At 40.5% G+C, this 26,954-nt stretch carries 33 protein-coding genes and 1 pseudogene; all 34 read right to left on the reverse strand.

The genetic code is table 11. The features are described from left to right. Nucleotides 1–26: 26 nt before the first annotated feature. The 34 genes and pseudogenes from MHH91_RS16300 to MHH91_RS16465 all read right to left on the reverse strand — a co-directional run bounded on the left by MHH91_RS16300 (nucleotide 27) and on the right by MHH91_RS16465 (nucleotide 26,927). Nucleotides 27–776, reverse strand: coding sequence for a Panacea domain-containing protein (locus tag MHH91_RS16300; protein ID WP_014304520.1), 750 nt, complete (start codon nucleotides 774–776; stop codon nucleotides 27–29). 11 nt (nucleotides 777–787) lie between these two features. Further along, the gene (locus MHH91_RS16305) at nucleotides 788–1,477 is read right to left on the reverse strand and encodes a hypothetical protein (protein WP_014304519.1); all 690 of its coding nucleotides are present in this window, start codon (nucleotides 1,475–1,477) and stop codon (nucleotides 788–790) included. A gap of 324 nt (nucleotides 1,478–1,801) precedes the next feature. After that, a pseudogene (locus tag MHH91_RS16310) lies at nucleotides 1,802–2,964 on the reverse strand (N-acetylmuramoyl-L-alanine amidase). 56 nt (nucleotides 2,965–3,020) lie between these two features. Beyond that, on the reverse strand, nucleotides 3,021–3,284 hold the full coding sequence (locus MHH91_RS16315; RefSeq protein WP_232502502.1) for a phage holin: 264 nt from the start codon (nucleotides 3,282–3,284) through the stop codon (nucleotides 3,021–3,023). A gap of 14 nt (nucleotides 3,285–3,298) precedes the next feature. Further along, nucleotides 3,299–3,514, reverse strand: a complete 216-nt coding sequence (locus tag MHH91_RS16320; protein WP_013351487.1) for a BhlA/UviB family holin-like peptide — start codon at nucleotides 3,512–3,514, stop codon at nucleotides 3,299–3,301. A gap of 36 nt (nucleotides 3,515–3,550) precedes the next feature. Then, nucleotides 3,551–3,793: an XkdX family protein gene (locus MHH91_RS16325; protein WP_013351486.1), complete on the reverse strand. Its 243-nt coding sequence runs from the start codon at nucleotides 3,791–3,793 to the stop codon at nucleotides 3,551–3,553. Nucleotides 3,794–3,799: 6 nt separating this feature from the next. Beyond that, nucleotides 3,800–4,135: a DUF2977 domain-containing protein gene (locus MHH91_RS16330; protein WP_198697952.1), complete on the reverse strand. Its 336-nt coding sequence runs from the start codon at nucleotides 4,133–4,135 to the stop codon at nucleotides 3,800–3,802. After that, a complete protein-coding gene (locus tag MHH91_RS16335) occupies nucleotides 4,136–5,422 on the reverse strand; it encodes a phage baseplate upper protein (RefSeq protein ID WP_014471620.1) in 1,287 nt (428 codons plus the stop codon). A gap of 15 nt (nucleotides 5,423–5,437) precedes the next feature. Continuing rightward, entirely contained in the window at nucleotides 5,438–6,331 is an 894-nt protein-coding gene (locus tag MHH91_RS16340) for an SGNH/GDSL hydrolase family protein (protein WP_340978722.1), read from the reverse strand. 113 nt (nucleotides 6,332–6,444) lie between these two features. Continuing rightward, nucleotides 6,445–6,753 (reverse strand): hypothetical protein, encoded by a 309-nt coding sequence (locus tag MHH91_RS16345; RefSeq protein ID WP_013351482.1) that lies wholly within the window; start codon nucleotides 6,751–6,753, stop codon nucleotides 6,445–6,447. Then, nucleotides 6,746–7,900: a prophage endopeptidase tail family protein gene (locus tag MHH91_RS16350; RefSeq protein ID WP_198697953.1), complete on the reverse strand. Its 1,155-nt coding sequence runs from the start codon at nucleotides 7,898–7,900 to the stop codon at nucleotides 6,746–6,748. Before MHH91_RS16350 ends, MHH91_RS16345 begins: the two co-directional genes overlap by 8 nt. Before the next feature lie 9 nt (nucleotides 7,901–7,909). Further along, the gene (locus MHH91_RS16355; RefSeq protein WP_013351480.1) at nucleotides 7,910–8,749 is read right to left on the reverse strand and encodes a phage tail domain-containing protein; all 840 of its coding nucleotides are present in this window, start codon (nucleotides 8,747–8,749) and stop codon (nucleotides 7,910–7,912) included. A gap of 2 nt (nucleotides 8,750–8,751) precedes the next feature. Beyond that, a complete protein-coding gene (locus MHH91_RS16360) occupies nucleotides 8,752–14,508 on the reverse strand; it encodes a phage tail tape measure protein (RefSeq protein WP_340978192.1) in 5,757 nt (1,918 codons plus the stop codon). A gap of 15 nt (nucleotides 14,509–14,523) precedes the next feature. Further along, complete coding sequence (locus MHH91_RS16365; RefSeq protein WP_013351478.1) at nucleotides 14,524–14,658, reverse strand: hypothetical protein; 135 nt, start codon at nucleotides 14,656–14,658, stop codon at nucleotides 14,524–14,526. Nucleotides 14,659–14,690: 32 nt separating this feature from the next. Further along, nucleotides 14,691–15,011, reverse strand: a complete 321-nt coding sequence (gpG, locus tag MHH91_RS16370) for a phage tail assembly chaperone G (protein ID WP_013351477.1) — start codon at nucleotides 15,009–15,011, stop codon at nucleotides 14,691–14,693. Nucleotides 15,012–15,086: 75 nt separating this feature from the next. Further along, a complete protein-coding gene (locus tag MHH91_RS16375; RefSeq protein WP_014471616.1) occupies nucleotides 15,087–15,662 on the reverse strand; it encodes a major tail protein in 576 nt (191 codons plus the stop codon). 58 nt (nucleotides 15,663–15,720) lie between these two features. Further along, nucleotides 15,721–16,110: a hypothetical protein gene (locus tag MHH91_RS16380; RefSeq protein WP_014471615.1), complete on the reverse strand. Its 390-nt coding sequence runs from the start codon at nucleotides 16,108–16,110 to the stop codon at nucleotides 15,721–15,723. After that, a complete protein-coding gene (locus tag MHH91_RS16385) occupies nucleotides 16,107–16,535 on the reverse strand; it encodes an HK97-gp10 family putative phage morphogenesis protein (RefSeq protein WP_013351474.1) in 429 nt (142 codons plus the stop codon). The genes MHH91_RS16380 and MHH91_RS16385 overlap by 4 nt, the downstream gene beginning before the upstream one ends. Continuing rightward, nucleotides 16,532–16,861 carry a phage head closure protein gene (locus MHH91_RS16390; RefSeq protein WP_014471614.1) on the reverse strand — a complete coding sequence of 110 codons (330 nt, stop codon included), beginning with the start codon at nucleotides 16,859–16,861 and terminating at the stop codon, nucleotides 16,532–16,534. Before MHH91_RS16390 ends, MHH91_RS16385 begins: the two co-directional genes overlap by 4 nt. Nucleotides 16,862–16,867: 6 nt before the next feature. Next, nucleotides 16,868–17,182: a head-tail connector protein gene (locus tag MHH91_RS16395; RefSeq protein WP_014471613.1), complete on the reverse strand. Its 315-nt coding sequence runs from the start codon at nucleotides 17,180–17,182 to the stop codon at nucleotides 16,868–16,870. Between the two features lie 13 nt (nucleotides 17,183–17,195). Further along, nucleotides 17,196–18,401 carry a phage major capsid protein gene (locus MHH91_RS16400; protein ID WP_014471612.1) on the reverse strand — a complete coding sequence of 402 codons (1,206 nt, stop codon included), beginning with the start codon at nucleotides 18,399–18,401 and terminating at the stop codon, nucleotides 17,196–17,198. Next, complete coding sequence (locus MHH91_RS16405; protein WP_014471611.1) at nucleotides 18,398–19,120, reverse strand: head maturation protease, ClpP-related; 723 nt, start codon at nucleotides 19,118–19,120, stop codon at nucleotides 18,398–18,400. Before MHH91_RS16405 ends, MHH91_RS16400 begins: the two co-directional genes overlap by 4 nt. Further along, nucleotides 19,095–20,315 (reverse strand): phage portal protein, encoded by a 1,221-nt coding sequence (locus MHH91_RS16410; RefSeq protein ID WP_198697955.1) that lies wholly within the window; start codon nucleotides 20,313–20,315, stop codon nucleotides 19,095–19,097. Before MHH91_RS16410 ends, MHH91_RS16405 begins: the two co-directional genes overlap by 26 nt. A 12-nt stretch (nucleotides 20,316–20,327) precedes the next feature. Then, on the reverse strand, nucleotides 20,328–22,118 hold the full coding sequence (locus tag MHH91_RS16415) for a terminase large subunit (protein ID WP_198697956.1): 1,791 nt from the start codon (nucleotides 22,116–22,118) through the stop codon (nucleotides 20,328–20,330). Beyond that, nucleotides 22,108–22,557, reverse strand: a complete 450-nt coding sequence (locus tag MHH91_RS16420; RefSeq protein ID WP_041481708.1) for a phage terminase small subunit P27 family — start codon at nucleotides 22,555–22,557, stop codon at nucleotides 22,108–22,110. Before MHH91_RS16420 ends, MHH91_RS16415 begins: the two co-directional genes overlap by 11 nt. Before the next feature lie 234 nt (nucleotides 22,558–22,791). Continuing rightward, nucleotides 22,792–23,106 (reverse strand): HNH endonuclease, encoded by a 315-nt coding sequence (locus tag MHH91_RS16425; protein WP_032867689.1) that lies wholly within the window; start codon nucleotides 23,104–23,106, stop codon nucleotides 22,792–22,794. 31 nt (nucleotides 23,107–23,137) lie between these two features. Next, nucleotides 23,138–23,338 carry a hypothetical protein gene (locus tag MHH91_RS16430; RefSeq protein ID WP_121549083.1) on the reverse strand — a complete coding sequence of 67 codons (201 nt, stop codon included), beginning with the start codon at nucleotides 23,336–23,338 and terminating at the stop codon, nucleotides 23,138–23,140. 136 nt (nucleotides 23,339–23,474) lie between these two features. Then, nucleotides 23,475–24,026, reverse strand: a complete 552-nt coding sequence (locus MHH91_RS16435) for a hypothetical protein (RefSeq protein ID WP_121549085.1) — start codon at nucleotides 24,024–24,026, stop codon at nucleotides 23,475–23,477. A gap of 424 nt (nucleotides 24,027–24,450) precedes the next feature. Further along, nucleotides 24,451–24,861, reverse strand: coding sequence for a hypothetical protein (locus MHH91_RS16440; protein ID WP_041344981.1), 411 nt, complete (start codon nucleotides 24,859–24,861; stop codon nucleotides 24,451–24,453). Further along, the gene (locus tag MHH91_RS16445; RefSeq protein ID WP_041344980.1) at nucleotides 24,858–25,415 is read right to left on the reverse strand and encodes a type II toxin-antitoxin system PemK/MazF family toxin; all 558 of its coding nucleotides are present in this window, start codon (nucleotides 25,413–25,415) and stop codon (nucleotides 24,858–24,860) included. The genes MHH91_RS16440 and MHH91_RS16445 overlap by 4 nt, the downstream gene beginning before the upstream one ends. Next, nucleotides 25,416–25,667, reverse strand: coding sequence for a hypothetical protein (locus MHH91_RS16450; protein ID WP_041344978.1), 252 nt, complete (start codon nucleotides 25,665–25,667; stop codon nucleotides 25,416–25,418). A gap of 372 nt (nucleotides 25,668–26,039) precedes the next feature. Continuing rightward, nucleotides 26,040–26,180: a hypothetical protein gene (locus MHH91_RS16455; protein ID WP_226466576.1), complete on the reverse strand. Its 141-nt coding sequence runs from the start codon at nucleotides 26,178–26,180 to the stop codon at nucleotides 26,040–26,042. After that, on the reverse strand, nucleotides 26,177–26,629 hold the full coding sequence (locus MHH91_RS16460) for an ArpU family phage packaging/lysis transcriptional regulator (RefSeq protein WP_121549087.1): 453 nt from the start codon (nucleotides 26,627–26,629) through the stop codon (nucleotides 26,177–26,179). The genes MHH91_RS16455 and MHH91_RS16460 overlap by 4 nt, the downstream gene beginning before the upstream one ends. 97 nt (nucleotides 26,630–26,726) lie before the next feature. Beyond that, nucleotides 26,727–26,927, reverse strand: coding sequence for an XtrA/YqaO family protein (locus MHH91_RS16465; RefSeq protein ID WP_014471604.1), 201 nt, complete (start codon nucleotides 26,925–26,927; stop codon nucleotides 26,727–26,729). Between the last annotated feature and the right edge of the window lie 27 nt (nucleotides 26,928–26,954).

The following is a 26,954-nucleotide window of genomic DNA, read 5'->3' on the forward strand; positions in this document are numbered from 1 at the left end:
AAGCTCTCAATTAAATGAGAGTTTTTTTACAGCGCATGTTGGTGATATTGAGTAATAAGTTCATCAGTTATTACACAATTTTGACCTGGTTTGTATACTCTATGCCACGGCCCACCATCTTGATGAGTTTTTTCAACTAAACCAAATGCACTATATCGTCCGTACTTAACAAGAACTTCTATAATACATCCAAGAGCTTCAATTCCATACTCAGAAGATAAAATCTTCATAAAAGAAGGTGTTATTACTACATCGTCTGTACGAAGCTTTATAGAAGCATCTTCTTCATAATCTATTTCACTTTTGCCATGAGTTTTGTATTTATAGAAAATGCTCTCAATAACTGGCCCATATTTAAACGCTACTATAGGTTCTTTGAATAGCTTTTCCCCTGTTTTCAACAAAAACTCCGCATAGATATAATAAAGTAGTTTTTGTAATTTTAAGTGAGACGCTGGTTTAAAAGACAGGACAAATTTCGCCACATCATATGCGGTTAGTTCTTTGTCTTTTGAGATCACATCTATAAAGGTTGAAATATCTTCTGTAACATAAACATCATCGAAAAAGGAATCTTTCTCGGTTACAGATTTCCAACTAGTTGAATCGGTTGATAGTTTGTGAATTCCGAATTGAACCATGCCACATTTTTCTTTAACTCTTTCAAAGAAGTCGGAAATGTAGTTTTTATCCAATCTTTCTTCACTTGAATAGTGCCAGCCCATTCTTCTACCACCAGAAAAATCACTAATGATCGCGATAAAATGAAATGCCATGTTTATCACCTCTACTTCTCCACTTCTGTGGAATTCTTATAAATCGACGCCCAACCTTTATAAGCTTGTTTATGAAGTTGATGCGAACGATTATTCGCTTCTTTATCGTCTGTTCTCCAGATTTGAAGCTCCCATGGGAAGAAAAAAGTACTCTCACCATAAAAATAAAAATGAAATGCTTTGTAGTCGCCTTTGGAAGAATCCATACAATTTATTTTGTATTGTTTTTTCAACAACTCACACATGTCCTGAAAGCATTTATTATTATGGTCAAAAGAGTCAATTGTTATTCGAATACCCAACAAATCATTCAGGCACTTTCTTAAAGCTATTTGCCCGCTTTCTTTTTTTCCCACACGATAATATTTAAGCTTATTGACAATGGAATCTGGTTGTTTTACTCTAAGCCGCAAATCAAATTCACTGTACAGATATTCCAAGTCATTATAAATGACAATATCTTCTAGTTTATCTGCGTAATGTTGGAGCAAAATAAAAAAATCATTGTCGATTGAGAAAATGTTCCTTTTTTCTGTAACTTCTGTTACGTGTCTTATTTGAGTTTTTTTTAAATGAACATGCTTTACATCTTGTTTTAAGCTGAAGTTGGTTGAAAAATCACTATGCAACTGATTTATTTCAAGTATCAACTGATGAAGATGGTTGCAAAATGACTCAATCCGACAAGTACATTTGATCAATTTTTTCTTCCTCGGTTATTTTAGTTTGATTTTACTCTTTTATCGTCATTTATACAATGATTTGCGAGGGTTTATTTGAAGTTTTTCTTGATTTTTTTAATCAAAAACTTTATAATACTACATTTTGTTCTTCGAAAACAAAATGACATACCATATGTAGTGTTTTTTTCTTCATGCCCAACTTTTTAGCACTCTAAACACAATATGTAGATGAAATGACCGTAATCACCTATTTTATCTACATATTGTGTCAAGAGTTATTAATTGTTCTACGTCAAGATTAACTCATAAAAAGCCCCCTTAGAAAAAGGAGGCAGCTTAGGATTACTTCAATAGTGATTCAAGTTTTGCTTTCGTCTTTGACCCGTAAATGCCATCAGCAGACAGGCCATACATAGACTGGAATCGCTTGACCGCATTTGCTGTTTTCGAACCATATGCGCCGTCTATTCCGAAATTCTTTGCATTCTTATCCGGGTAGTAATGAAGAGCCGCCAGCGCTGTTTGAATCTGTTTTACGGCCTCCCCTCGGGTCAATGGGCTTGTGACTTTAAAAGTACCCGCAGGCAGGCTGAATTTTGATTTCTGAGTGTTTTTAGGCTTTGAGGCTGTTACCTCTTCTTGCCGCCGCTTTTCAGTTCGTTATCGCTTTTGATATAGGAGACATTCACATACCCGTGGAATGTCTGGCCTTTTGAATTGGTGTATTCAACATATCCCCATCCGTTGACAGTTGATCCAAGCTGATATTTCACAACCGTACCGTTCGGCAGGTTAAGCACCATGGAAGAAGAGGCGCTCCGTTGCGTACGTAAAACAAGGCCGTCACTTGAAACCACCGTGTTTTTGATAAAACGGCCTTTATTCGAATCGGTGTTGGTTTTCGATTTGTTGTTAGTTGGTTTGTTAATTACTACCCCACCTAATCGCGCTTTTACTCCATTCTTGAAATCAGTAAACCCTTGGGATCTGCTTACCCATGGGGCCGGACAGATTTTGTGTGTAATGTCATAGTGCCGCACGATGTCATTGATCGGATCAAGTTTAAACTTCTTGCATAGCTCAGCGCAGACTTGTTCTGCACGGGCAATGGTATCCGGATGGAAAGTTCCGTCCTTTTCAATGCAAAGCTCCACGCCTATAGACAAGAAATTCGCATTCGGTTTCAGCGCTGCGACACCCCGGTAAGGCTGCCCGTTGACGAATTGCTGAACGTCATTCGCATGATAGGCCACCTCATTCAACGGAATGATGCAAATAGCCTCTATACGATCGACAAAAATATGTGCTGATGCAAACGTCTGTTTTTTCTCAGATAGATTTCTATTCTGTGCAGGAAGCGTTTGACCAAAGTATCTATAATGATTGGCAGCAGACGCGCCGGGATTTGCCGTGTAATGAACGGCCAGTTTCTTCACGCCGTTGTTTTTGATTCCCGGCCGCGTCCATTTGTTAATATCAATATATTGGTTTCTGAATGATGACATAAAAATCTCTCCTATTCTGTTTTGAAATATAAAAGAGGCTGCCGAACGGCAACCCCTCATTTAATGAGTTTGTGGTGTTTCAGAATGGCTTTCTGTTTATTGCCTTTCTCAGTCACGTAGTTATTTTTAAACCACGCTGTCAACGTTGTACCAATTGTAAAAGCCGCCGATCCGACGGTATACAATCCATTCACAAGTTGAGTCACCTGGCTGTCTGTAATCTCTAGCGGAGACTTTCCAAACATCAGCATTGTTTGGTTAATTAATGCAATAAAAAGAAGCACAGTCCGAATGACCGTACCCCTGTCTCTCATATTCAACATGAAGAATCCTCCTATTTTTCAATTTTCATTTGAATTTCGTCCAGCTTATCAATGACAATTTCATATTTATCACTGAATCTTGCTAAAAGCTCATTTTGAGAATCAATTTGCCCGTATAACTTCGCCTCCCGCTCTCTGCTCGTTTTCATGACATAATACAGCAGGGAGCAAAATAACACCGCAAACGGCCCCTGAGTCATCAAATACTGCATGATATCCATTTCCATTGTTGACGTCTCCTTTTTGACAAAATAAAAACACCTTTAGGTTACAGGTGCCGTTTCATTGTTCTTTACTTGTTCACTCTCAGTAGTGCTGCCAGTTGACTCAGAAGACCCGGCCGAGGGTGTGGCATCGCCTGCCGTTTCCGTTGACTCTTCTCCGTAATCCTTTCCGGTAATCTCCTTAAATTGATCGGGAGTAATGGCGCCGCCTTCCACACAAAATGAAATATCAAAACCCCATTGATAATAAACCTGTGCATCTGCATATGTTGGAAAATTCATGTGTTACTATTCCCCTTTCTGTAATGTCATGACTGCTTTAGTCAATTGAATAATTTGATCTTGCATTTGCTTGATAGTTTGACTATCCGTAATGTGCTGCTGCACAAGGGCCACAATTTGCTCTTGGGCCTGCTCCATTGGGCCGGGCGTATTCAAATCATTAATGACGGGATTTTGATAATCCGGGTTAACAATCAGTGCACCATCAGATAATTTGTAACGGAACGGATTGGAAATAAATTCAGCCGTGGCAAATTCATCCGATATCTCAATTGCTTTATCCAGTTCCCCCACCAATGCATAAGCTGCTACTTCGTTGTTTTCATTTAGGACAATTTGCAATTAAAAGACCCCCTTGATACTCGAAATATAGATTTCGGGGTTACTGATTTCCATTTTTTCAGTATCCAGCGAAAGACATTCTGTAACAACTAATGTCTTTCCGTCCGTGTACTTCAGTCTGATTTCATCTTGATACATGCCTTTCCCGTTGCTTTTTAGGCCGGCATTGTTGATATAAAAAACAGTATCGACCGGGACGGGGCGCTGCGTCGAAACATAGTAATAGTCCGTTTTAAAATGGACTTCAAAAAGGAAATAGCTGAAATTAGAAATATCGGCAGCCAGTTTAATAGTATCCCCCGCTTTCGCGCTCCCTGAAAACAATAGAACTGGTGATTTTGACACCCAATTACGATAGGCTCCCTGATATTTTTCAATATGCCAATCAGATCCCTGCAAAGTCACTAAACCATTATCCTGATCACTGAAAACTGCAAAAATAAATCCATTTGCATTATCGCTATTCAATTTTGGAGGTAGGTTTTTAGTGTTGGTATCGTACCAATATACACCTGTACTAATGATGTCTTGAACATTTGCCAAGACTACGGGCTTTTTATCCATCTTGTCGGCAACTGCTGTATCAACTTTTTGTTTCATTTCGGCTAAATCTGAATCAACAGTCTTTTGGATATTGTCCACTGTACTGTTAAATTGACTGATTTGATCATTGAGAGTCTTCATATCATTGTTGTATTGCCCAGTTGTAACAATATCACTATTTTGAATTTTGGTATTCAGGGTGTTTAGCTGCTCTTGCAATGATTGGATTGTTGTTTTAGTGCCCTCTATGATATTTTGTGTTGCGTCCTGGTCTGATTTAATTTGTTCTAAAAAGTCTTCATAGGCTTGTTTGAGCTGCGCCTTCAAATTTTCAAAATCAGAAATAAAAGAGACTGAATTGATACCCATTTCCACTTTGTTCTCAAGCACTTTGATTTTAAACTCTAATGTGGTGTCTGTCTGACTGTCTCGGCTCACTTTAAAGAATGCCTGTTCATATTCCCCCATCGCTGCAAATGCTTGGTAAGGGAACACATAACGAAAAATCCCGCCCTGGGCATTAAGGACAATACCGCCGTTTGTATCAATAATATGCGTGCCGTCAGGCTTCAGCCCTTCGAAAGAGACAGTTTTCCCGGTTAGATCATAAGGCGTACCGTTTGATATGACTGATACCGTCACCGCTTTTAAACCGCCGTCCCCCACTCTTCCAATGATAAGCTGCTGGTTAATTTGCTCTAAATGTGCCTTGCTAATATCAAAAACTAAATCTTGATTTGCCATGTTTTAAACGCTCCCTTATCCGTAGTAGTAAAAATAATTCCGGCAAATTTCTTGGAAAATAATTTGATGCCCGATCTCATTCGGGTGCAACCCTTCTGACATACACATCTTTCTGAATGCAGGATTGTAAGGATCAAATAAATCCGTATAAAACATGTCAGCATACGGGACAGAAAGCAGCGTACACACTTCCTTTTGTGCATCCACATAGTCGGCCAATATCAGGCCCAATTTGTTTTTATCCGTATCCCGGCGGACTATTTTTCCGTTTGTAATCTTCGCTTGTCGTGTGGCAGTCATCACGATGATCTTACAGCCTTTATTTCTCATACGGAGCTGTTGAATGACTTGATAAAAACCGCCGTAGAATTTTGTAATGTCTTTTTCGTCTGTCCCTACATCAATGCTGTTACACCAGTCATCATCCGTTCCCTGTACAATGACAACATCGTTCCCGGACGTTTTAAGAGCCTGCTGATAGATATTGTTGTTTCCGTTATTGCTCATGTTAACGCCACTGACAGAAAGGTTTATGACCTCGGCCCCCGTCCGTTCTTTCAAGATATCCCCAAAGCTGTATTGAGCGCGTAGCCCGTGGGCCACACTATCCCCCAAAATAGCGATTTTCTTTGCGTTGAGCAGATTGCTTTTCTTAATAAAATCAACACTGATATGGCCGCTGTCGGTGATATTTAAAAGCTGATTTAACTCATTACTATTTTGTGAGTATGCTGTTTCCGCCGCGATTCGTTCCGATAAAGTGGCGTGTTTGACGTTTTTACTGTCTGTTTTCGCCTGTTCCACTTGCTCCGTAACCTCTAATGGTGACATTTCGGGAGCAATTAATGCCCTGATTTCTCTATACATTTCTTCATTATTTTCTTTGATCTTTTGCTCAATTTCTTTCATATTACTATCGGATTGAAAATTGTTTAGAGCATCTTCAATCTTGGTGAAATTGCTATCTAGCGCATCACGAAACTCACCACCAAGACTTGTTGGTAAGTCTTTATTTAACTCAATCATAAATCTTCCCCTTTCTTCATCACACTCAATGTACCATCATCATTTACACCAATGAGAAACGCTGTCCCATTTGGTGACTTTAATTCCAATGATTGTTCACCGAGCTGCATAGTCTTTTGTTTGTCTTCATCTGTGTAATCATTTTTAGAAAGTGTATATCCTGATTTTTTATCAACTTTACTATCTAAAGCTAATTGAGTAGCCGTGTTGATATCATCGGGGTTAAATCCAATTACAGCGCTCATATGTGTTTTAGGGTAAAACGGAACATTCTTCGAATCCCTCAACTGCACAATATCAGTCATTTACCTCACCTACTTTTTCCAAGATCAATCTGGAATTCCAAGTGATTGATACAGCATTTTGGATATTGTTGATAATCGTATTTGTCTTACTCGATTTCTGATATGCTAAGTTAGCCTTTTTAGAAATTTGTTGTTGAACGGATAACATGTCCTTTTTAGCATTACTTAGTGTTAATTCAATTGGTTTAGAATCATCAAACGGACTATCCTTGATCCCAACAATCGGAACATCGACATCTAATGCCATAGGCTCTATTATAGCCATCCAAACCTCCCCAATTTGCGGAGTGTCTTTCCCATAATAGTTGAGGGTGAATGTGGTTTCAGGTACATCTTGAAGTGCCTTAAGAGCTTGCTGATCTGTATACTTTTTTGTTGTTGCATCTGTGTCCGTTGAAAGATCAACCGGTTCACTAAACGATTCCCCAAACCTTGAAACATTGGGTGACGTGTATATGTAAGGTTCAAAGAAATAGTTGTCATGTTGGTCTTTATAAGGGTAAACCCAACACATTGTGCGTATATTTGTTTTGTCTAATGACAAGTTAATATCATCCGTATTGTACAACCAGCGAAATTGCTTTTGTGTCAATTGCTTAAAGTTGGCTTCGTCCATAAAGATTACTTTTTTATTGTCCGCCTTAATAAAACATTCAAAGGTATCTATTAGGGTATTGATAAGAGTTACGGAATCAGAGTTTCCGAATTCAGTAATTTTTTTCTTAATCTTGAACGTGCCTTTGATTTCATAGGTATAACCATACTTGTTTCCTTTAAATAAGTAATCAAGATACTCAGCCAACGTGTGCTCAGGTTTACTTTCTTCGTCGTAATCAGCATCCAACACATCTTTAGGTCTTATTTTCTTTTGAATTTCAAAATAAACATGAGTTGCTGTAACACTAAGTGTTTGAGAATTCCCGTTTACTACTGGATTAATTTGTTGTATTACAAACTCTTGTCCATTGACAATTAAAGACGCATCGTCACTTTGAAGAAGATTAAACACAAACTCGTTGTGTTTTGTTTGGACTATGTTGAATGTTACTTGCCAGTTAGTTAAATTGTTTTCAACAGTCCGTTCAAAGTCTGAAAACCCTGTAACAATTTCTTCATAATCTTTAGTCTTAACTAAAAGGATTTCCATAAAGAACACCTACAAGTAAAGGAATCTTGTATTAAAAGCTATTACTGGGTTTGAGCAACCTGTAATTAAAAATTGATTCCAACCTTTAGCAAGAGTAATGACACCATGATTTGTGTCACGTCCACATCTCGAATTATTCAAATAGGGATCAAACCCATCTAACAACAAAGCATCTGAAGCATTCATTTCTTTATTTAGTTTAAAGACATCGCCTGTAGTTTTGTTTGTGATAACAGGTTTACCTACACAAGTTAATGCAATTTCTAACATGTTGTATTTCAAAGGATTAATTGTAATATCCGAAGCATTGAACACTGAAAACTCACTTGTGTTAAACACATATGACAGTTCTTTATCTGAAGGTAAATTCATACCGATTTGCCAGGATCCATCATTAAAAACAAATGGTGCTTCAAGAGTGGTTTTCACTGCTTCCCTAAAACCCGAAGGCAAATCAAATTCAACTGTAAATGACATATCAACCATGTTAATTCTGGTCGTTTCATATGGTTTCGCCAAAACTCTATATCGGATCCCAGGCATTAACGATGTTCTAATATGGTATGCTTCTCTTTCAAACAGGAAGGCATGAATAGCTTTACACCCTAATTCAAAATCAAATAAATCCCTTCCTTTAAATAAAAAATTGGCGCTTACTGTACGAGCACCATAAACTGCTTTACCGGCTTCAATTTGACCATCTAGCCCCGGATTAGTTAAATAATTCTGGGTTATTGATGGAGCAGATACTGTCATATCTAAAAACTGCAGACCACGTAGGTCTACAGTTTCAGATAAAAGTTGCTCTTTTCCGTTTTTCTCAACTATTAAATCTTGAAGTATACTCACCTTTAACCCCCTTGCATGTAAGAATTAATCCCTAGAGCATTTCCGTTTACTTCATTCAAGAATTTGGCCAACGTTTTAAGAATATTCCCTTCGTTGGTATTCATATTTTGTCCTATGGCTGATTGTAACAATTGATTAGTTCTTTCTTGAGAGAACAGTATCTTGGTAAGAAGGTCTTCAATCCTATTAGTGTTAGACTCAGACTTCTTATTAGGCAATTGTTCAATTGAAGCATTTGCCATCTTTTGCAATCCGTTTATAGCTGCCGTTCCATCTATCGGGATAATATTTTTTGTGATGGAATCCGAGACGTGAAGGGCCGCCCGCGAAACGTTGCTGATGCTGCCAGTCAGACCATTCACAAGACCATCACCAAAGAAACCCATAAGCCGCACTGCAACACGAGAAGGCGAATGAATATCTAATCTCTTCCGGATTGAATTTTCGATATTGTGTGCGATTTTCTCGGCAGCAGATGAAACATCCTTTTGACTCTTTTTCAACCCATTTACAATTCCGCTTACAAAATGGCCGCTGAGTGTTATCCCGGTGCTTTTATATTTTTTATTGGCCGATTTCATGGCATTTCCCAACGTATTTACGGCATCATTCACGCTTGATTGATATTTAGCCTTTGCTGTTTTTAAAGCCTTGTTAAGATCAGTTTTTGCACCACCGTATGAGGTTGTGAGATCACCCAAAGCATTTGCTGTCTTGGTCTTTTCCGAGTACGCTCCTTTGTAAGACTTCCAGTCACTTGCAGACAGGCTCAACAATGCCTCTACGTCTGCATTTGCGGAAGGCCCTTGTTGCAGCAGTTCATTAATCATCTTTTTAGAGGCGCCGCGCCGCTGTAATTTCTTTATATTCGATGTGAATTTTTTATAAAGAGAATTTTGTGATTTAAGATTACGCAGCAGGCCCACCCCGGACACTTTCGATTGTTCCGCCTTATCAAACATTGCAAAAGTCGTGTACGCCGTGTTTCTGTTTTCATTCAAAGCCGATTGATACGTTTTTTTCGCATCTGCCACCGCATTGTTATATGTTGTTCTGATTGTTTTCATTGTGCTGTCAAACTTATTAATTGCGTTGCCTATCGCGTTATTATAGGAGCTGATTTGCTTTGCAATGGCTTTACTTGACGCACCAATTGCCGCAACAATGCGGTTACGTTGTGTCGCTGTTAATTTATGATTCTTTTGAATGGCTTCAAGTCGTGCCCTTTCGGTTTTGGCTGAAATTTTCCCGGCCCTGTAATCTGTAATGATCGTTGAAATGCTGTCAGAAATTTTCTTACTGAGTTCAGCCGCTTTTTTCTTTGCCGCTGCTGCAGCCTTTTGTTTTTTTGCCTCCTTACTCAGTGTTTTGTTGTTGGCCGCCGGCCGTGTCACATACTTTATAATGGTTCTCGTTTTTGTTTTCTTTGAGGAACCCGATTTTGTTGAATGACTTTTGGGTTTTTTCCGCCAATATCCTTTTACGTAGGTTCCGTTATCTCGGTAATAGCCATCAACCCAAACCTCATTTGTCCCTTTCGCAAAGTGCCCCACTTGCTCTTTAAACGCTTTAATAGACGGCCATACTTTCGTGCCTTTTGGTAGGTTTGCGAAAAGAGTCGGCACGTTCGGACTTACACCAAACCGGCCCTGTGGCGTTAAATATGGTTCACGCTGCCCGCCGTCGCCCAAAACTGCCGGGCCGCCGTTATGATGATCCGTACCGGTAGCATATCCGATGTATTTACGTCCATGAGCCAGCGCCTTAATGCCGGGTACATTCGCGATCCCGTGATACCTTGATTCAATATATCCGATTGCTGACGCTACCTGGTCTATCGGGTTCAGCCATTGTTTATGACCAGCCTTGGCATAAGATGCAAACGTTGTTTCAATCATCTGCATTAACCCGGCAGACGGATGACCGGCCCGCCAGTTTGAATCCCATTTGTTCACATGGGAACCGGCTGTGCCACCGGATTCATGTATCGCTATTGTCTCTAAACCTTTTTCCCATGCGGCGCCGCTTACGCCTGCAATCTTCATTCCTTTTTTTACCCATGATTTCAGGGAGCCGGAAACCTTCACATCGCCAGTATCAATGCCGCCGGATGCAAAATCAGTCAGTTTGTCTTTCACGCCGCTGATAATCTTTTTAATTATCCCTTTTCCCATATCAAGGACGGAGCCGCCCAGCTTCCCAAGCGCGGAGCCGGCGAATTTAGAAACAACCGTATTTAATAATTTCGTCGGATCGGATAAATAATCATAGATATTTGATCCAATGTCTTTAAGTTTGCTCCAGCCGCCCTTAATAAAGTCTTTTGCAGAACCGAGCCAAGTTCCAATTGAAAATTTCGGCAGTGTCCCGCTTTTCATTAATTGTTCGGTTTTGTCACCGCCTAAAATTGACGTACCTCGCGGTAGATTCATGACGGTATCTGTGTTTGGAGATAGGGCCATTTCCCCGTTTGGAAAACGCATTAATTCATGTTTACCACCATCACCAACATGAGCAAGCCCGCCGGCGAATGCGTTCGGATCACCCTGCCATGTTCCTTTTGCAAAGTAAGGAATATGTTTCAGTTTAACGTCGTCGATCGTTGGCATATCAACTTTTTTAAGAACCCAGTTTACACCGCCAATGACGCCATTTGTTACACTTTCTACGCCATCAATCAGTTTATTCCCTACAAAAATCCCGGCATTTCCAAGCGCTTTAGCTCCGCTTTTAATCCCGTCAGCCATTTTTCCGGGCAGTTTCTTAAAGAAAGAAATAATATCCCCGCCGACTTTAGAAACCTTTTTCCACATCTTCCCTAGCGTTCCGCCTGTTATTTTATTCAAGAAATTAAATCCGGCCTTGAAATGTGATTTAACAAGCTTCACGCCCTTTTTAACAATTTCTTTAACATCGTCCCAAAGTTTGTCCCATCGGCCATGAAAAAAATCAGAAAAGGTTTTTAGAATGCTCTTAATTAATTTTGTTGCGCTGTTAAATTCGTCCTTTATATCCCCCCATGTATCGCCAAAATGCTTAGACAATCTTGTAAAAAGCTTTTTGCAGTATTTGACCGATGAAGAAAAAGCTTTCTTCACGCCCGACCAAACAGAGTCAACCACTTTTCGGAATCCCTTAAAGTGTTTATACGAATAGATAACTGCAGCTACAAGCAGGCCAATAGCCGTAATAACAAGCCCGATGGGATTCGCTTTTAAAGCAACATTTAATACTCTTTGAGCGACCGCCCATGCTTTTGTTGACGCTGCCGCGACCCTTTGAGCTGTTGCCACTGCAAGTATTTTCACTTTTTGTGCAACCCAAATACCCCCTGTTTTCGCAAAGGATAGAGACGCTTTTGTCATTGTTTTTATGCCTTTTGCTGTAGCTTTTGAAGCTACACCAATACCGACAATTGTTTTTTTGATACCAGTAGCAACAAGACGAGCCGTCCATTTAAAAGATTTTCCGATGGCCTTACCGGAGGCAGTAATCCCCCGGCCCGCAGCCTTAACACCTGACCACGCCAGTTTTCCAGTCCACTTAAACGCTTTGCCGATTCCTTTTCCGAAAATCTTAATTAATGAGCCGGTTTTCTTCACACCGCTCCATACCAGCTTGCCCGTCCATTTGAAGGCTTTTCCGATCCCTTTGCCAAATATTTTAATAGCTGAACCGGTCTTCTTTACGCCGCCCCATGCCAGTTTTCCAGTCCATTTAAAACCCTTGCCGATCCCTTTTAAAACTTTGTTGGTCTTCGTTCCTTCCAATCTTGCATTTTTGAAGAAGGTAAAAGGTGATTTCGCAACAAAGGAGACGGCCCGACCTAAACCCATGAGGCCGGACGTTGTAATGCTGATAGCTTTAAACACAGCCCCTAAACCAATAGCAAGAGGGGCGAATACTGCAGTCAGAGCCGCAACGGTACCAATTGTTTTCTTTGTTTTGGGTGACAGATTTTCAAATTTCACAAGTAATTTATTAAGATGCTTTACAAGCGATGTCACAGACGGCAGCAGGGTTGCTGATACTTCCATAGCAAAGTTTTTGGATGTTTCTTTGAAAATATCAAGCTGCTTTTTCCCTGATTTCATCATGCGGTTTGTAACGGTTCCGGCATAATCCGTCTTTTCGGCATTCTTGATTTTCGCAGAAAACTTGTCCAGGTGCTCCCCTGATTCCGTCATTAACGCGGTAATAGTAGGAAGGGAAGTCCGGCCAAACATGCGGGAAAGTAAATTCCCTTTTTCCTCGGTTCCCATTCCTTTTGTTTTTTCGCGCAACTGTTCCACAATTTCGGACAATCTCAACAAGTTCCCGTGTGAGTCACTTGTTTTAAGGCCAATGTCGTGCATTGCATTAGCTGCCTGTCTTGACGGCTTAACAAGGCTAGCCATAACTCCACGCAGGCCAGTACCGGCGGACGTTCCCTCCACGCCGCGCCTTGACATGACTTCAAGGTATGCTGCCATATCTTCCATTGAGTAGCCGACGGATTTAGCATAATCCCCTACATAGTTCATGGAATAGCCCAATTCTGTGAATTTAGCCGATCCATGATCCGCCGCGTAAGTCATGGCGTTTGTAACTCTCGTCGTGTTCTCGGCCGTCTTTGCCGCTGACTTTGACTTGTCAAAAAATTGCTCCATGACGTTCATAGAAACTTTTGTTGTTTCTTTAAATTCAGATCCCGCAGCCGTTGACGCTTTAATCATTTTTTCAACCGCAGCAATGGCTTGCCGGCCGGTATCACCCTTACGGATCATGGTTTCATACGCATCACCGATTTTTTGGACAGAAATACCGTATTTTCCGGATAGCTCCGTCGCTTGCTTTTCCATGTCCTTTGTAATCTCTCCGGCCTCTTTCGCAGATTCCCCGTCAGATTCAAGCAAGGACTTAATGTCCGTCATTTTCCGTTCAAATTCAACGGCCTGCTTTGTTCCGTAAACAAATGCCCCTCCAATGCCAAATGTGGCTGCTGTCATTGAATGGCCGGCACTCGTTAATTTATCGCTGGCCCGGTTCACAGAATCCCTTAATTTGTTGACGTTATCGCGAAACGTTAAACTGAGTTTTGAAGAGCTACCCACTTGCCTATTGAGTGTTTTATACCGGCTGACAGCAGATGCTTGTGCCGCTTCCAATTCCAAAATGGCTGTGCGTTGCTTTTTGGTTGCGATATTGTCGGCGCCTTTTTTCTCTATTAATTCCTGTAGTTTCAGCTTTTCTTTTTCAATAAGCTGGTTACGTTCCTTAATCTGATTTCCAAGGCCCTTGTATTCTTCTTTATTGGCCCGGAGCGCTTTGCCCTGGGATTTGAATTTGTTGATCGCTGCCGTTGTTTCCCTTGTTAATAAAGACAGGTTTTCCCGTACAAGGCTTGTCCCTCTCTTTTGATCATTCATAGCGATCTCAGTATCTTTCAATTCTTGACGGTAAAGCGCCTGCCTCCGGGTTGTATTGTTGATTTGATTTGCGTAACGCATAGCCGCTTCGCTATTCTTCCCATACTTTTCAACGGCCTTGTTATACGATTCTGTCAGCTTTTTAACTTGTACGTCTTGTATCTTGATCGTCCGGCTTAATCCGTCATACTTTGCGCCCAACATGCCTAATTGATCCCCGGCATTTTTGAAAATTTGAAACTCAGCTTTCCATTGGCTGGTAGATGCCGCAACAGTGTTTTTAATAGCTTTTAAACTTTGCGTTACTTTTGTTCCATCTAAACCAACTTTAATGACAACACCCTCGGCCATGTTCTCCCTCCTTTCTTACGTAATCGAATTAAAGAATTCTTCCCCCGTCATCACATGCGCGTCTTCCGATAGCACATCTAAAAGGCCGTAATAATCTGCTTCGTCGATATCACGAAACGACCATCCGGCCTCCATCAAATTTCTATACATTTTTTTTAAGTTTCTGAGGGCCTCGGCTGCTGTTACTCCTGTGCCTTTAGCGCTACTTCCTTTAAGCCCTCTTCCTCGTTTCCCATGACGATATCCATAATCCCCTCAATTGTTCGCATAAGTTTACGTGCGTCTATTCCATCATAAATAGAATCCATCGTTACTTTTTCATCACTGAAAACATCGGCAACGAACGTGACCATTTTATCTAAACGTACCGCCTCTGACAGATTTTCATTTTTATCCATTTCATCCTGCAATGCCAACGCTTCACGTACTTTACGACTAGATATAAACCCCTGTTCATAGACTACTTTTTCACCTTTTTGATTGAGTAATTCGATTCTTAACATGTTCATTTCTCCTTTTCGGTTTCAATTTTTCGGATTAAAAAGAGGCCGGGATTTCCGGCCCTGCAAAGTGTGATTTTATGCAGCTTGTGTATCAGAAGGACGGATAAATTTTTCCCATGCTTCCTGTGAAAAATCTTTATCCCCCTCGTTTGCTTTACCGTAAACCAGCCCGTCAGAAGATCGGGCAATAAATTCCCCTGAAATTTTATCTTGCGCCGTTTGTACGTTTGCATCATTTGTCTTTAGATCGGAATCCGGCGCGCCGAACATTCCTTTTAACAGACCAATATGGAGCTTATTTCCGTTTATATCAGATGATAAGCATTCCACAGACACAAACCGCGGCTTCGTATCCTTTCCAAGCTGATAGATTCCGTTTACTTTTTCCATACCGGTAATTTCCGACAAACAATCATCCGGTAAGTTATAAATAGACAGCTCGCATTTTACATCCCCGGTGCCTTTTGCGGAAACGTCAATCGCCATGTTTGACGCGTAGTTTTTCGTTTTAGTCGGTGCCAAGCCTGTGATATTGGCCTCAACTACGCCGTTTTTATCTTTCTTCCCGTCCAACACGAATTTTTTATCTGTTGCTTTTTCGTTTTCATCCAAGACGGTAATAACAATGGATTCAAAACCTACAGTCGCCATATATTATCATTCCTTTACTTAATTTTTTGTATTAAAAAAAGCCACTGGCTGACAGTGACTAATTCACACTTGTTTTTTTGAATTTTGCCGTTAAATAGAGCTTTTCAATATCCGGATCAACGGATATGTAACTCTCGAAAGAATAAAAGCCGTTTGACTCAAAGTAACCATTTAGTAAGTCGTCATATTGTTCAGCCAAACTGTCGTCATACTCATACCAAATTTGTATTTGCACAGACGTTTGAATTTCCCGACTGAAATTACTTGCATATCCCGCCCTTTTGTTGAGAATATGACTTATTTTCACAATGGCGTTCTTTGCGTCTTTTAAACCCGTGCCGTCCGGGAGGACAACCGGAACCGTATGCATAAACACGTAATCCTCATTAATCATTAACGGGTTGTCCTGAACAGTGAGAAGGTCATAAGCTTCAGTCAGTAAGCTCATAAACCGGCAACCTCCGTGTCAATGACGTGCTGCATGGTTGCCGTTACCGTCTCCCTTGTTTCTGCCACGGTTTTCTCTGCGAAATGCTGCGGCGGCTGATGAATTGTGCCGTCATTTACAAAATGGGATCTCCAAGCCGTATCCTTTCCATAGCCAACCGTTACCTCGCCCAATTTGTCAGGCTTTGAAATTACGATATCGTCACGCATATGTTTAAACTCATGGGATTCCCCTGTTTTAGCCTCAATTTGCCGCTGTGCTTTCCATTTCCGGTCAGATTCATTCTCGTAAGGGGTATTTACCTTTAAAGCTTCTTTAACGATCATAGCGCCCGCTAATGTCGCTTTTACGCCTCCACTTTTTGTCCGGTAAGCCACTTTACGGAGTTGAGCATCTAAACCGGTCATATCTACTTCCACACTCATGTTATCGCCTCACAAATGATGGTTTTCCATTCGTAATTAACGGTATCCGGTTCAATGTCTACGATTTTGTATTCTGTTCCTTTATGGGAGATCGTCATATCATTTGTAATTTTAAAAGGCAGATTTTGACGGACAACAAATGTTATTTTGTTGGTGATACCTTCCCCCAGGTTATTAATTCGGTCTTTTAAGCGTTGCCGCCACACCGCGGCCCAAACCGTAGCAACCTCAACCGGCCCCATTTTCGGCACCCCGTTAATTTTGGTTGATTTTTGAACATTAAACGTAATTCGCTCGTTTAAGTCGCCTGTTTTCGCTATTGGCACCGTTTTTTACCTTCCTTCTTGTTTTTGCAATTGTCGTAAATACTTGCCTTTCAACTGTATGATAGAGGGCGTAATCCCAAATGGGATATCACGCACCTCTACGCCGTTTGAAGTAGCAGACCGGTTTTTATAATAGTGATCCACCAATCTCATAACTGCTACGTCAAAAATAGAGTTATCATCGTAAAAACCAGCAACCTTATCCCCTACAGCAGAAATAAGGGTGTCAGCCGCAGCCTTAATATATTTCTCCAATAATTTGTCATCAGCGTCAGTATCGATCCTTACCGCCGCTTTCACCTCGGACAGAGATACTGCCATTTATCTCACTCCTTTACCCTGCTGTTGTTGCGGATGCTGCTGGCGTTTCATCGGCAATACCTTTAAAGCTCGCAAAAACAACCGCTTCCTCATCCCACAATTTCACGTCAAACCGGTCAATAGCGCGGATTTTGGTTTGATCTTTTTCAAAAGCGCCGGCGCCGATATTTGTCATCATGATAGAAAGCTGTTCCCGGTCAAATAAAACCACAGCCTCTTTTAAATCACCAGCAAATAGAGGGTAAATAGGCGCTTTATCTGTTCCGCCGTTTGGTAAATATTTGTCTGAAATAACCTTGATTGGCTTATCCAATAACATTAATTCTGTTGGGTTCTGCGGGTTCGGCTGTAGCAAATAACGGCCGAATGCACCTTTAACCTTGTCCAAAACATTAAAGCCGCTTTGATTTGTAATAAAAGATGAAGTCAGTTTGATAGCTGGATCGAGTTTCACATTCATAACGTCTTTGATATCATCCACATTTGCAACGGTCTTTTTCTGTGCATCAGGCAGGCCGTTTAATACTTGGATAATTTTCGCATTCCGCGTTGCTGTTGATTTTTTCGCCAACCAATCAGTAATCCACGCGATAATTTGTTCCGCCGACTCTTTTAATAGTGTGTTAGTAATGGTTGAAATGCCCGCATACCGCTGAATTAAGTATCTCAGAATGCTTGCAGATGGATCGTCATTCTCGTTTATTTCATCGCTTTCATTGTCGATATTTTTAAACGGTGTTACATCGCTTAATTTTTCAATATTTCGGCTTCCTGAAAGGGACGTTACCGGCACCACATTAACGTATTGTTCCAGGGCATCAAACTGACGTTTTAGTTTGTTGACCGCAGTTTGGATATCTTGCGGGATCGTCAAGCCAATCCCTTCCCCGTTTTCATCCAGTTTGGTAGTCACGGCCGCGCTCGGTCTGCCGCTCAATAGGTCTTTAAAATCTTTTATAAATTGATCTTTTACATCCGCTGCCGTAGAAGGGATATACGGGGCCTGTTTCGCTTGTTTAATAGCTGCTTTTTCGGCTTCTTCCATCTGTTCTTTTGCAATGTCTCGTTTCGCCTGAGCTGCTTGTAGCTTTGCCTTTAAGCCCTCGACTTCCTCCGCGGTTACTTCATCGTCAACAAGTGCAAGCTGTAAATTGTGTTGTGCATCAGAAACCCGCTGCCCCGCATTAATCCAAGTATTTTTTAGTTCTTCATATGTCATCGGTTAAACTCTCCTTTAAGAATCTGTAATTTCTTATTCAGTAATTTTGGTTGTTTGGCGTCTATAGATTCAGGTTCTTTGAGTGCGTGCGGCACATTTCGATAACGAGAAAATAATGCAGAGGAAACGCAAGCTGCCGCTTGGTTTGCTGCTGTAATTTCATCCGCAAGACCGTAAGAAACGGCTTCACTAGCAGATAACCACGTTTCGTTATCCATCAAGGAATCTAATGTTTCCTTTGTCAATTTGTCGCCCGCTTTTTCAAGATATGACGCTTTCATTGACTCAGAAATTTTGTCAAGGACATCAGCCTGCTTTCTCATTTCATTGGCGTTTCCCATCGCTATTGTCCACGGATTATGAACCATCATCATAGCGTTTGAGGGCATAAAAATAGCGTCACCCGCCATTGCGATGACACTTGCGATTGAAGCAGCTAACCCATCAATATATACGTTAACGAATGCTTTATGCTGTTTGAGCATGGAGCAGATGGCCACGCCTTCAAATACAGAGCCGCCGGGCGAATTAATGTGTACATTTAAAACACTCATATCTCCCAAAAGGTCTAAATCCTGCTTGAATGAGGCGGCTGAGGTATCTATTTCATCCCATTCATAACCGCTTGTGACCACTTCGCCAAAAATAAAAACATCCGCGCTGCTGTCACCGGATGCCTTCATACTCCAATACTTATTTTTCGCCTGATTTTTTTTCATTTTTGCTTTCACCCCCTTTACGTTCAGAAACCGGCGTTTCGATTGGGTACAGGTCGCCGCTAATCCATAATTTATTAGCGTTTTCATCAGGATCGGGTGGCTGCCCTTCCTCTAATCTCACCTCATTGGGGCGCATCCACGAATTTCTCACTGCCGTTTGATAGTATTTTTGTCGGGTCTCTGTATCACCGCGCAGCAGTGAGTTGACAATAAAAGTAAACTTATAGCCTCTTCGCTTTTGATCCGGTGTCAAAATCTTTTTGTTCAGCTCTTCTTCATATTGTTTGAGGGTAGGCATCAGATTGTTTGTTACAAATTCTAAATTAAGCTGCTCTAATGATGAAAAGCTGGATGTATTATCACCTAAGAAGTGCTCAGGCACGTTGTACACCATAGCAACACGGGATCTTGTCACTTTATCAATATCAATCAATTTCGGGTCTACAACTTGACGCTCAACCCGTGTAATTGTGATCCCGCTTTCCTCGACCAGCAAACCGCCATTATCTCGATAAAATCCCGCTATTGCTTTGATATGTGCTTCCTTTTGGTCTTCATCTAAGCTTCCATCAAACCTTACAATAAGCCCCTCATTTGTGCCGTTTAATTGATTCATAGATATTTTTCTTACTTCGTGATCATAGTCAATCGTGTTCTTTAACAAGTCAATAGGGTTCATCCCCATAACTTGACCAAAGCGCGCATGTTTAAAATGGAGCATTTCACTGTAATGGACATACATTGTTTGTTGATTGGGTGCATTATCAATGGATGAAACGGCATAATATAACTCACCAGACGTTATATCAAGCACCGGCTCACAACACCCAGGCTTTACGAGGGCCATATCAACAATTTGCCCGTTCACATTGCGGAATAACTGAACAAAAGCATTCCCCTTTAAATTCCGGATTGTTTCAATGTCTCTAAAAAAATCGAATCGGGTAAAGTATCGCGGCCCATCCCTCAGCAAATTAAAGCCGTCACAATCAGATGGCTGCTGAAAATTGTCATCAAATAATTTTAACGGCAGACTGGCAAACGTATTTCCCAATCGGCTCACTGCACTGAATATCGCTTCGTTCATATCTGAAGCGCTGCTAAAATAGTCCCCTTGGAAACTCATATGATGCGTAACCGGTTTTTGAAACGTGACCCGGTTAAAAAAACGTTTAAATATCTCCTTTAATCCCAAAGCCTCACCCCCCTACATGTTTTTTAAATCGGCAACGGAATAATACTTCACTTTCCCGGACTTTTTCGGCTTGATCATCATAGGAATTACAAACGTATGGGCTGTTAATGCCGCGGCCACCCCGTCAATTTTGCGATTCTTGGATTGTTTCGTAGGCATCCAGTTATTATTTCGATCTTTGACCATTCTTACATTGTTCAGATACCAACGGAAAAGCTTGTTATTGTTAAAAATGACTTTCCCATCTAACATCAGTTCTTTAAAGTTCTGCATAGGGCCGCCAAGCGTTTTAAATCCTTGGATTACTTTTTCCGTTTCAAAACCGTGCTCTTCAAGCGCAGCGTTTAAAAATAGCGCCTTGGCCTTGTCATAACCAATTTTCTTTATCTTGTACAGTTTGGATTTCTCAATAAACCAATTCAACACAACCTCGTAATTGACATAATCAGCCTCCGGAATAACGGTCAAATATCCTTTTTTCCTCCATTCATCTAACCGCTGTTGATTATTGTCCCGGTTATATCGGGCTTCTGGTATCCATGAATGAGTTAAAAAGAATATCTCCCCGTTATCAAGCGGAAATTCTAAACAAGCGCTGGTAAAATCCTCAGTTTCGGACAAGTCATAACCGCCGACACATTCCCGGCCCTTCAGCAAGTCAATGTCAATTTCTTTGTTATTTTTATTGATCGTAGCAACATCAACAAATGACAGTTCATCCACATCACTGAAAATATTAAATTGCTTTGTTAACCAGTCGGCCAGCTCCTGCGGGTTTTTTCTATCCTTTTTGTAGTCTGTCACGAGGTTTACAAAGTCCATAAGGCCAATGTTTGGATTGGCTTTTATCCACATCCGCGGATCGTCCGCCTCTTCCGGCTTGTCCAGCTTCGCCAGATAATAAAAAGTCCGTTCGTCTAAATCATCTTCAAGGTTTTCAAGGCATTCTTTTCCCGCCTCAAAGAAATTCATTAACGGCCCATCTAAAACGTAGCCGGCAGTCGTGATATAAATAATTAATGGCTGCTTCCTCATACCCCTTGACTTTTTCATGACATTGATTAGTGCATAATCCACATATTCGTGAATTTCATCAAATACAGCAAAATGAAGATTTTCCCCATCTTTATTATTCTTTTCCGCTGACATGGCTTGCATTGTGCATTTCATAGTTTCGTAACGAATCTCACTTCTTAATGCCTTAAAACGTTTGTCTAAATATGGGGAATTCTCAATCATTGCCTTTGATTCATTGAACAGAATAGATGATTGTTTTTGTGAATTAGCCAGAACGTAAACATTGGCCCCGCGCTCTCCGTCAAAACCCAACATATAATTAGAAGTACCTGAGATAATCGTTGTTTTCCCGTTCTTCCGGCCAACAAAATCCACGGCCTCACGGTATTTCCGAATTCCTGTATCTTTATGAACCCATCCAAAAATGGAGCCGATGACAAAATGTTGCCATGGCTGCAGAACAAGTTGATCGTAGTCACCTTTCGATGGCCTGCACTTCTTTTCGATAAACCTGACAGGGCGATGCCCTTTCTCTTCATCAAAAATCCAAGGAAAATCATCTGTACCCTGCCGCTCTAAATCTCTCATGTGTCGTTTAGCAGCTAAGATATTTTCCTTTGATGCCGGGATTGACCCATCTATAAGCCGCTCTGCGTACCATGTTGTTAGTAATTCGGGATAAGGCTCTACAAGGATGCCGCCCCATGATTGTTGTTCCGCTTGATAATCAGCCCACCACTTGGTAAGCTCCGAATAACTCATGTCAAGCAAGGGTTTAGAAGTCATCTTCTTCCTCTTCTTCCCCGCTCTCCAATTTAATTGCTAATTTTACACGCGCTGCCGGCGACAAGCCTAAATCCGAACCATACGCCCGTAGTTGCGCCGCCATATCTTTTTTACGCATAATAAAAGGGTTGGGCTTTCCATCAACCCACAACCCATATTTTTTAATTTGCCTTTCAAATGAAATGTATTGAGAATACGCGTCACAATAAAAGGCTAAATGTGTGATATCGGCCTCATTGATCAATTCCACTTCTAAAAGAAGCTCAGTCAGCCGTTTAAATTCCTTTTTTGCAGTAGCAGACAACCAGGAAGGCGGCTCGATATTTTCGGCCCTCATTTTCATTTTCTCTTCATTTTCAATACGTTTTTCTAATTCGGCTTTCGTATAGCGGCTTTTATTGCCGTCTAATAATGTAAGTTTGGCACTTTTTGCAGGCATAGCCACCGCTTTCACCTTCTTTCGAAAAAAATTCATTTTCACCCTTTACAAATTGCGGCCCCCGATATACGATAAACCCAAGAGCATCAAGGCTTCGGCCGGGATGCTCTCTTCTGTTTTTCCGGGGCGAAAAATCTTCAAAATCGAATTTATTGTATAGGAAGGGGCACACCGTTGTTTGAAATTTTTATTCCCTCTTGTTTAAAGGGTAGGGGGGGATGTTTTAGCGCTTTTTTAAATGATTTCGTTGTTCCCGTAGAATTTGAAAACATTTTCGTTGCGTTTTTTCTTCTTCTCCCCGCCGCTTCTTTCCGGGTGCTCCCTGTTGTGGCACTCTAAACAGATCGTTTCAAGATTATCAAGATCAAACGCCCGGCTCGGATCATCCCTTAATGCAATGATATGGTGAACCGTATTTGCCTCCGTTATCAATCCACGACGCCGACACTCACAACACAAATAGCCGTCCCTAATCAGAACGACTTTCCTTACTCGCTTCCAGCGTGCTGTATTATAGATTTTGTCTAACTCATCACGTTGCCTTGCCATGCTTATTCCTTTTCTGATTTACCTGAACAGACTACACACGATAAACAGAAGAACGTGAGCGAAATAAACCATGACGTCTCAAATGGGTGCGCATAAATTGTTTCCATGCTCTATCTCCTTTACTCAACATAATAAAAGCTTCAGTGGAAAGCGGCTTGGGCGTTGGCATCCTTTCAGCCGCACACCTCAGATTCTTTCCTAATTCCTCAAAGGCTTGACCAATTGTTTTCATGTAATCTCTCCAATCATATTCTTTCTAAACTGCTCCCGCACTCAGCGTTAACCGCCAATTGTTCTCCCTGAGATTTACCGGACGCAGTTTACAGAGAATATAAAAAAGCACCATCCCGTAGAATGATGCAAACTGTTCAATGCTTATCTTTAACTTCTTTTAACTCTTCCATTACCTCGTCTAATAACAACTTAAAACCCCGCTGCTGTTCATAATATCTCTTACTTTTAGTTGTGATATGCACCCACGTCCCAAACATTATAATAGCGATAAAGACACTAAAATATAATATTAACGAAGCTATTTGTTCTCCACCTTCAACAACAGTATTAAGAGCGACTCCAAAATCTATCTTATTTTCTTTATCCTTTTGTAACATAGTGGTGGTAAAACTATTAATAGTATTGAAATAGAATGTGAACATAACAACAAAGACACTAAGCACTCCGGCAAGAACTGATGTAAGTAATGTAAAAGGAATAGTTTTAAGAGAGCTTAAATCATTTGATACACTGAGATTCGAATCTAATCTATTAACCATCAGTTTCAATTGCTCTTCACTATGATCTCTTTTTAATGCTTCTTTAACAACCAGCTGAATGCTCAGATTTTCTTTGTAGGGTTTCCCGTATCTTTTTCCTAGGTATTTCGATATTTCTTTTGCTTCCATCAAAGAATGGTTTTGCATATTATCACCTCAATCCCTTTTATCGACAAAAGAGCATGACAATGAAACCATCCGCAAAATTTGTCGAACGATTTACCAGGAGCAGTTTACATGGAACATAAAAAAGCGCCCCCGCTCATCAGCAGTGCCGTTCCCTTGATTTATTACCTACTACCATAATACATTATCTAAAACAAAATGGTGTGCCGTTATCGTGCCAGCTTTCTGCCAAAATCGTTTTAGTACATTCCTTTTTGCTCTGCAGCAGTCAGACCGCTCACCTCCTATAACACGACGACACCACGAAAAACTTACAACATTTTCCTCATAACCAATTAATTATAACTTATATTATGTCTAATCCCTCTCTTTTAAGTTAATGGTAGTGTTCTCTAGTTAGAAGAAAAAAAGCACACCTACATAAGGTGCACTTAATCTCTTTCAGTTATACAAGTTGATCAACTAATGATACGATTATTTGAGAGCCTTCAAACAATTTATTCACTATGAATACAAGCTCATCTGAACCATTTATGTTATCTCCGCTTTGAAGTAATTTGATTAGCATCATTACTCCAGTTAGAATCACCTCAGTCGCTTGTATATAAATTTTCCATAATTCAGGCTCCACTTCCCTAAATGCATGTTTTGTAGAATGTAGATTTTCCATATGTTTAACTAACTGACTTAAGGACGCGAGCAGCTTTGAATCTTCCGTAGTAACTTCTGACACTTTGATTCCATCTTTAATTAACCCATTAATTGTATGAATGATTAAATCTATAGAATCTGAAATTTTTGTAACATTTTCAAGAAGAAGTTCAATGAATTCATCTTTTGACATGCTGTCACTCATCGCTTAACACCTCTTCCGCACTCTGGACAGAATTTATATTTTATTGAATGTATGGTCCCGCACCCCATACACCTCTTGCTATGTACTTTATGACACTTTGCGCATTTTAAACCACCGATTCTTAGTGGTGTTTCACAGCTTTCACAAATGTTCAACCCAAAAGAGTGAATAATAGCTTCTTCAACTTTCTTTAGATTACTTTCATTTTCAAAACGCCCCATCCTTACGTATAATCTGTTTTTGCTAATTGCCCTAGCCTGATTACATAAAAGAAACCCTCCTGCATTAGCGAAGCTGTTTCCTAGCCTTTCAATTTCTGTTATAGCCTCCTGTGAAATTAGCCAATCCTCTTTTTCAAATTCCACATTAAATGGATACTTTTTAATTTTTTCCCCGGGTCTAGTAATAGGCACACATATACAGATTGGAGCTGTTTTATTCATAAGGTTATTAGAAATAACAAAAACCGGTCGAGATCCCCCTTGTTCAGATCCCTTAACCGGCTCTAGGTCAGCCCAATATATGTCCCCTCGCGAAGGATCAGTTTTTTTCATTTAATCATTATTCTCCTTCATTAGCTTATCAGCTTCTAATGAAATGTTTGTGAAGAGCTCAGAATAATTCAAGTCATCTTGATCATCCGAATAAGCTTTTAAATACATATCATAATACTCTCTGTCTTTTCTCTTCTCTTCAGAAACCGCTAAATGATGAGCATATAATTTCGCAATTGAAGCCTTTAGAGCCATTCCAGTTACATTTAATTTTAGAAATAAGTCACGATTATGAGCAACATAAGTCGCCATAAACCTCAACCTCCCTTTGTTCACATTATCACCTAGCTTTCTTTTTCTGTCAATTTAATTATTATTTCCCCAGTTATTACCCTAGAACTGATTTTTATTCCAACTGCACTTCAAACTAACAATCCAAATAGAATTTTCTACTTTGTTACTTACCCGTTACAATATAAAAAACTCACCTGCCGTTCAAAAAAATGAGCTTATAAACTAAAGTCGTTCATTGTTCTATCCGTTGTGTCTTGAGTGATACCCGTTTACTTCAACACGATGTCGGGGCTGGATTGGTTCCCTGCAGCAAGGCAACGTGCGTTATTGATTCTGTTTTTTTGTCTTTTGCTTCTGCAGATCGATATATACACTTCACGTCCCTAAACCTTAAAAGCCGCATGTCTGATATACACTGGTCTGAATTAATTCCATCCATAAAAAGAAGATGATTTCGTTAGCTCCGTGCTTCAGGTACTTTTTAATATAATAAATCTGATCTAAATCCCTTATCGGTTGAACAAAATTCATTCCGGCGCGCCTCCGTCCTTATAGACTTCCACACGAAGAGCAAAGGCAAGCCGGTAAAACGCTTTTGCTTTTGCCCGGTAGTAGCTGCGCTGGCTGAGTCTCATTTCTGCATAGACCTCATAATCATACATTTCTTCATTCTGCATGTAGAGCATGACAAGTATTTGCCGCTCCTTTTGGGAAAGCCGGTTTACTGCTCTTTGCATTCTTTTTAAAAACTGGCCCCTCTTAGTCCCCCAATCCATACGTTTTAATGCTGCATCTTCAGTGGAAGAATGAAATTCATTCGAAAAGCTGGGAGGAACAAGGCTATATGCTGGTGTAACCTTTGGCAAAAAATCATCTGGCACCTGTAAGAGATATAACCGGTATTGATCCAGCAGCTGCTCTGCTTTTGCTTTAGTGGCTTCTTCGTCAATCTGAGGCAGGTTTAATGTCATTTGATTCATATTTACCTCCTGATTATTCAAATTAAAAAGGACACCGAACAAACAGCGCTATTGCTGTAGGTTCAGTGTCCGCAGGCTTTCCATCTTGGACTTGTATTCAATTAAACAATTCACCTTCGTCCCATTTAACGCGGGTGACCTTTCCTTGATTTGTAATGATTTTTGTTTCCCCATATGTTGGGAGCGGAACCATCCTTGCAGCTCCATTGGATAGAATAACCGCAAAACAATCATGCTGTTTTGTGTCTATGACAAGTTTATCTCTTTCAATTATATGATCTAAATTGATTAATCTCAAACTGTTTCACTCCTTTTAACCCGCTGC

Origin of the sequence: Bacillus sp. FSL K6-2819 (assembly GCF_038008305.1) — a bacterium.
Taxonomy (GTDB): Bacteria; Bacillota; Bacilli; order Bacillales; family Bacillaceae; genus Bacillus; species Bacillus amyloliquefaciens.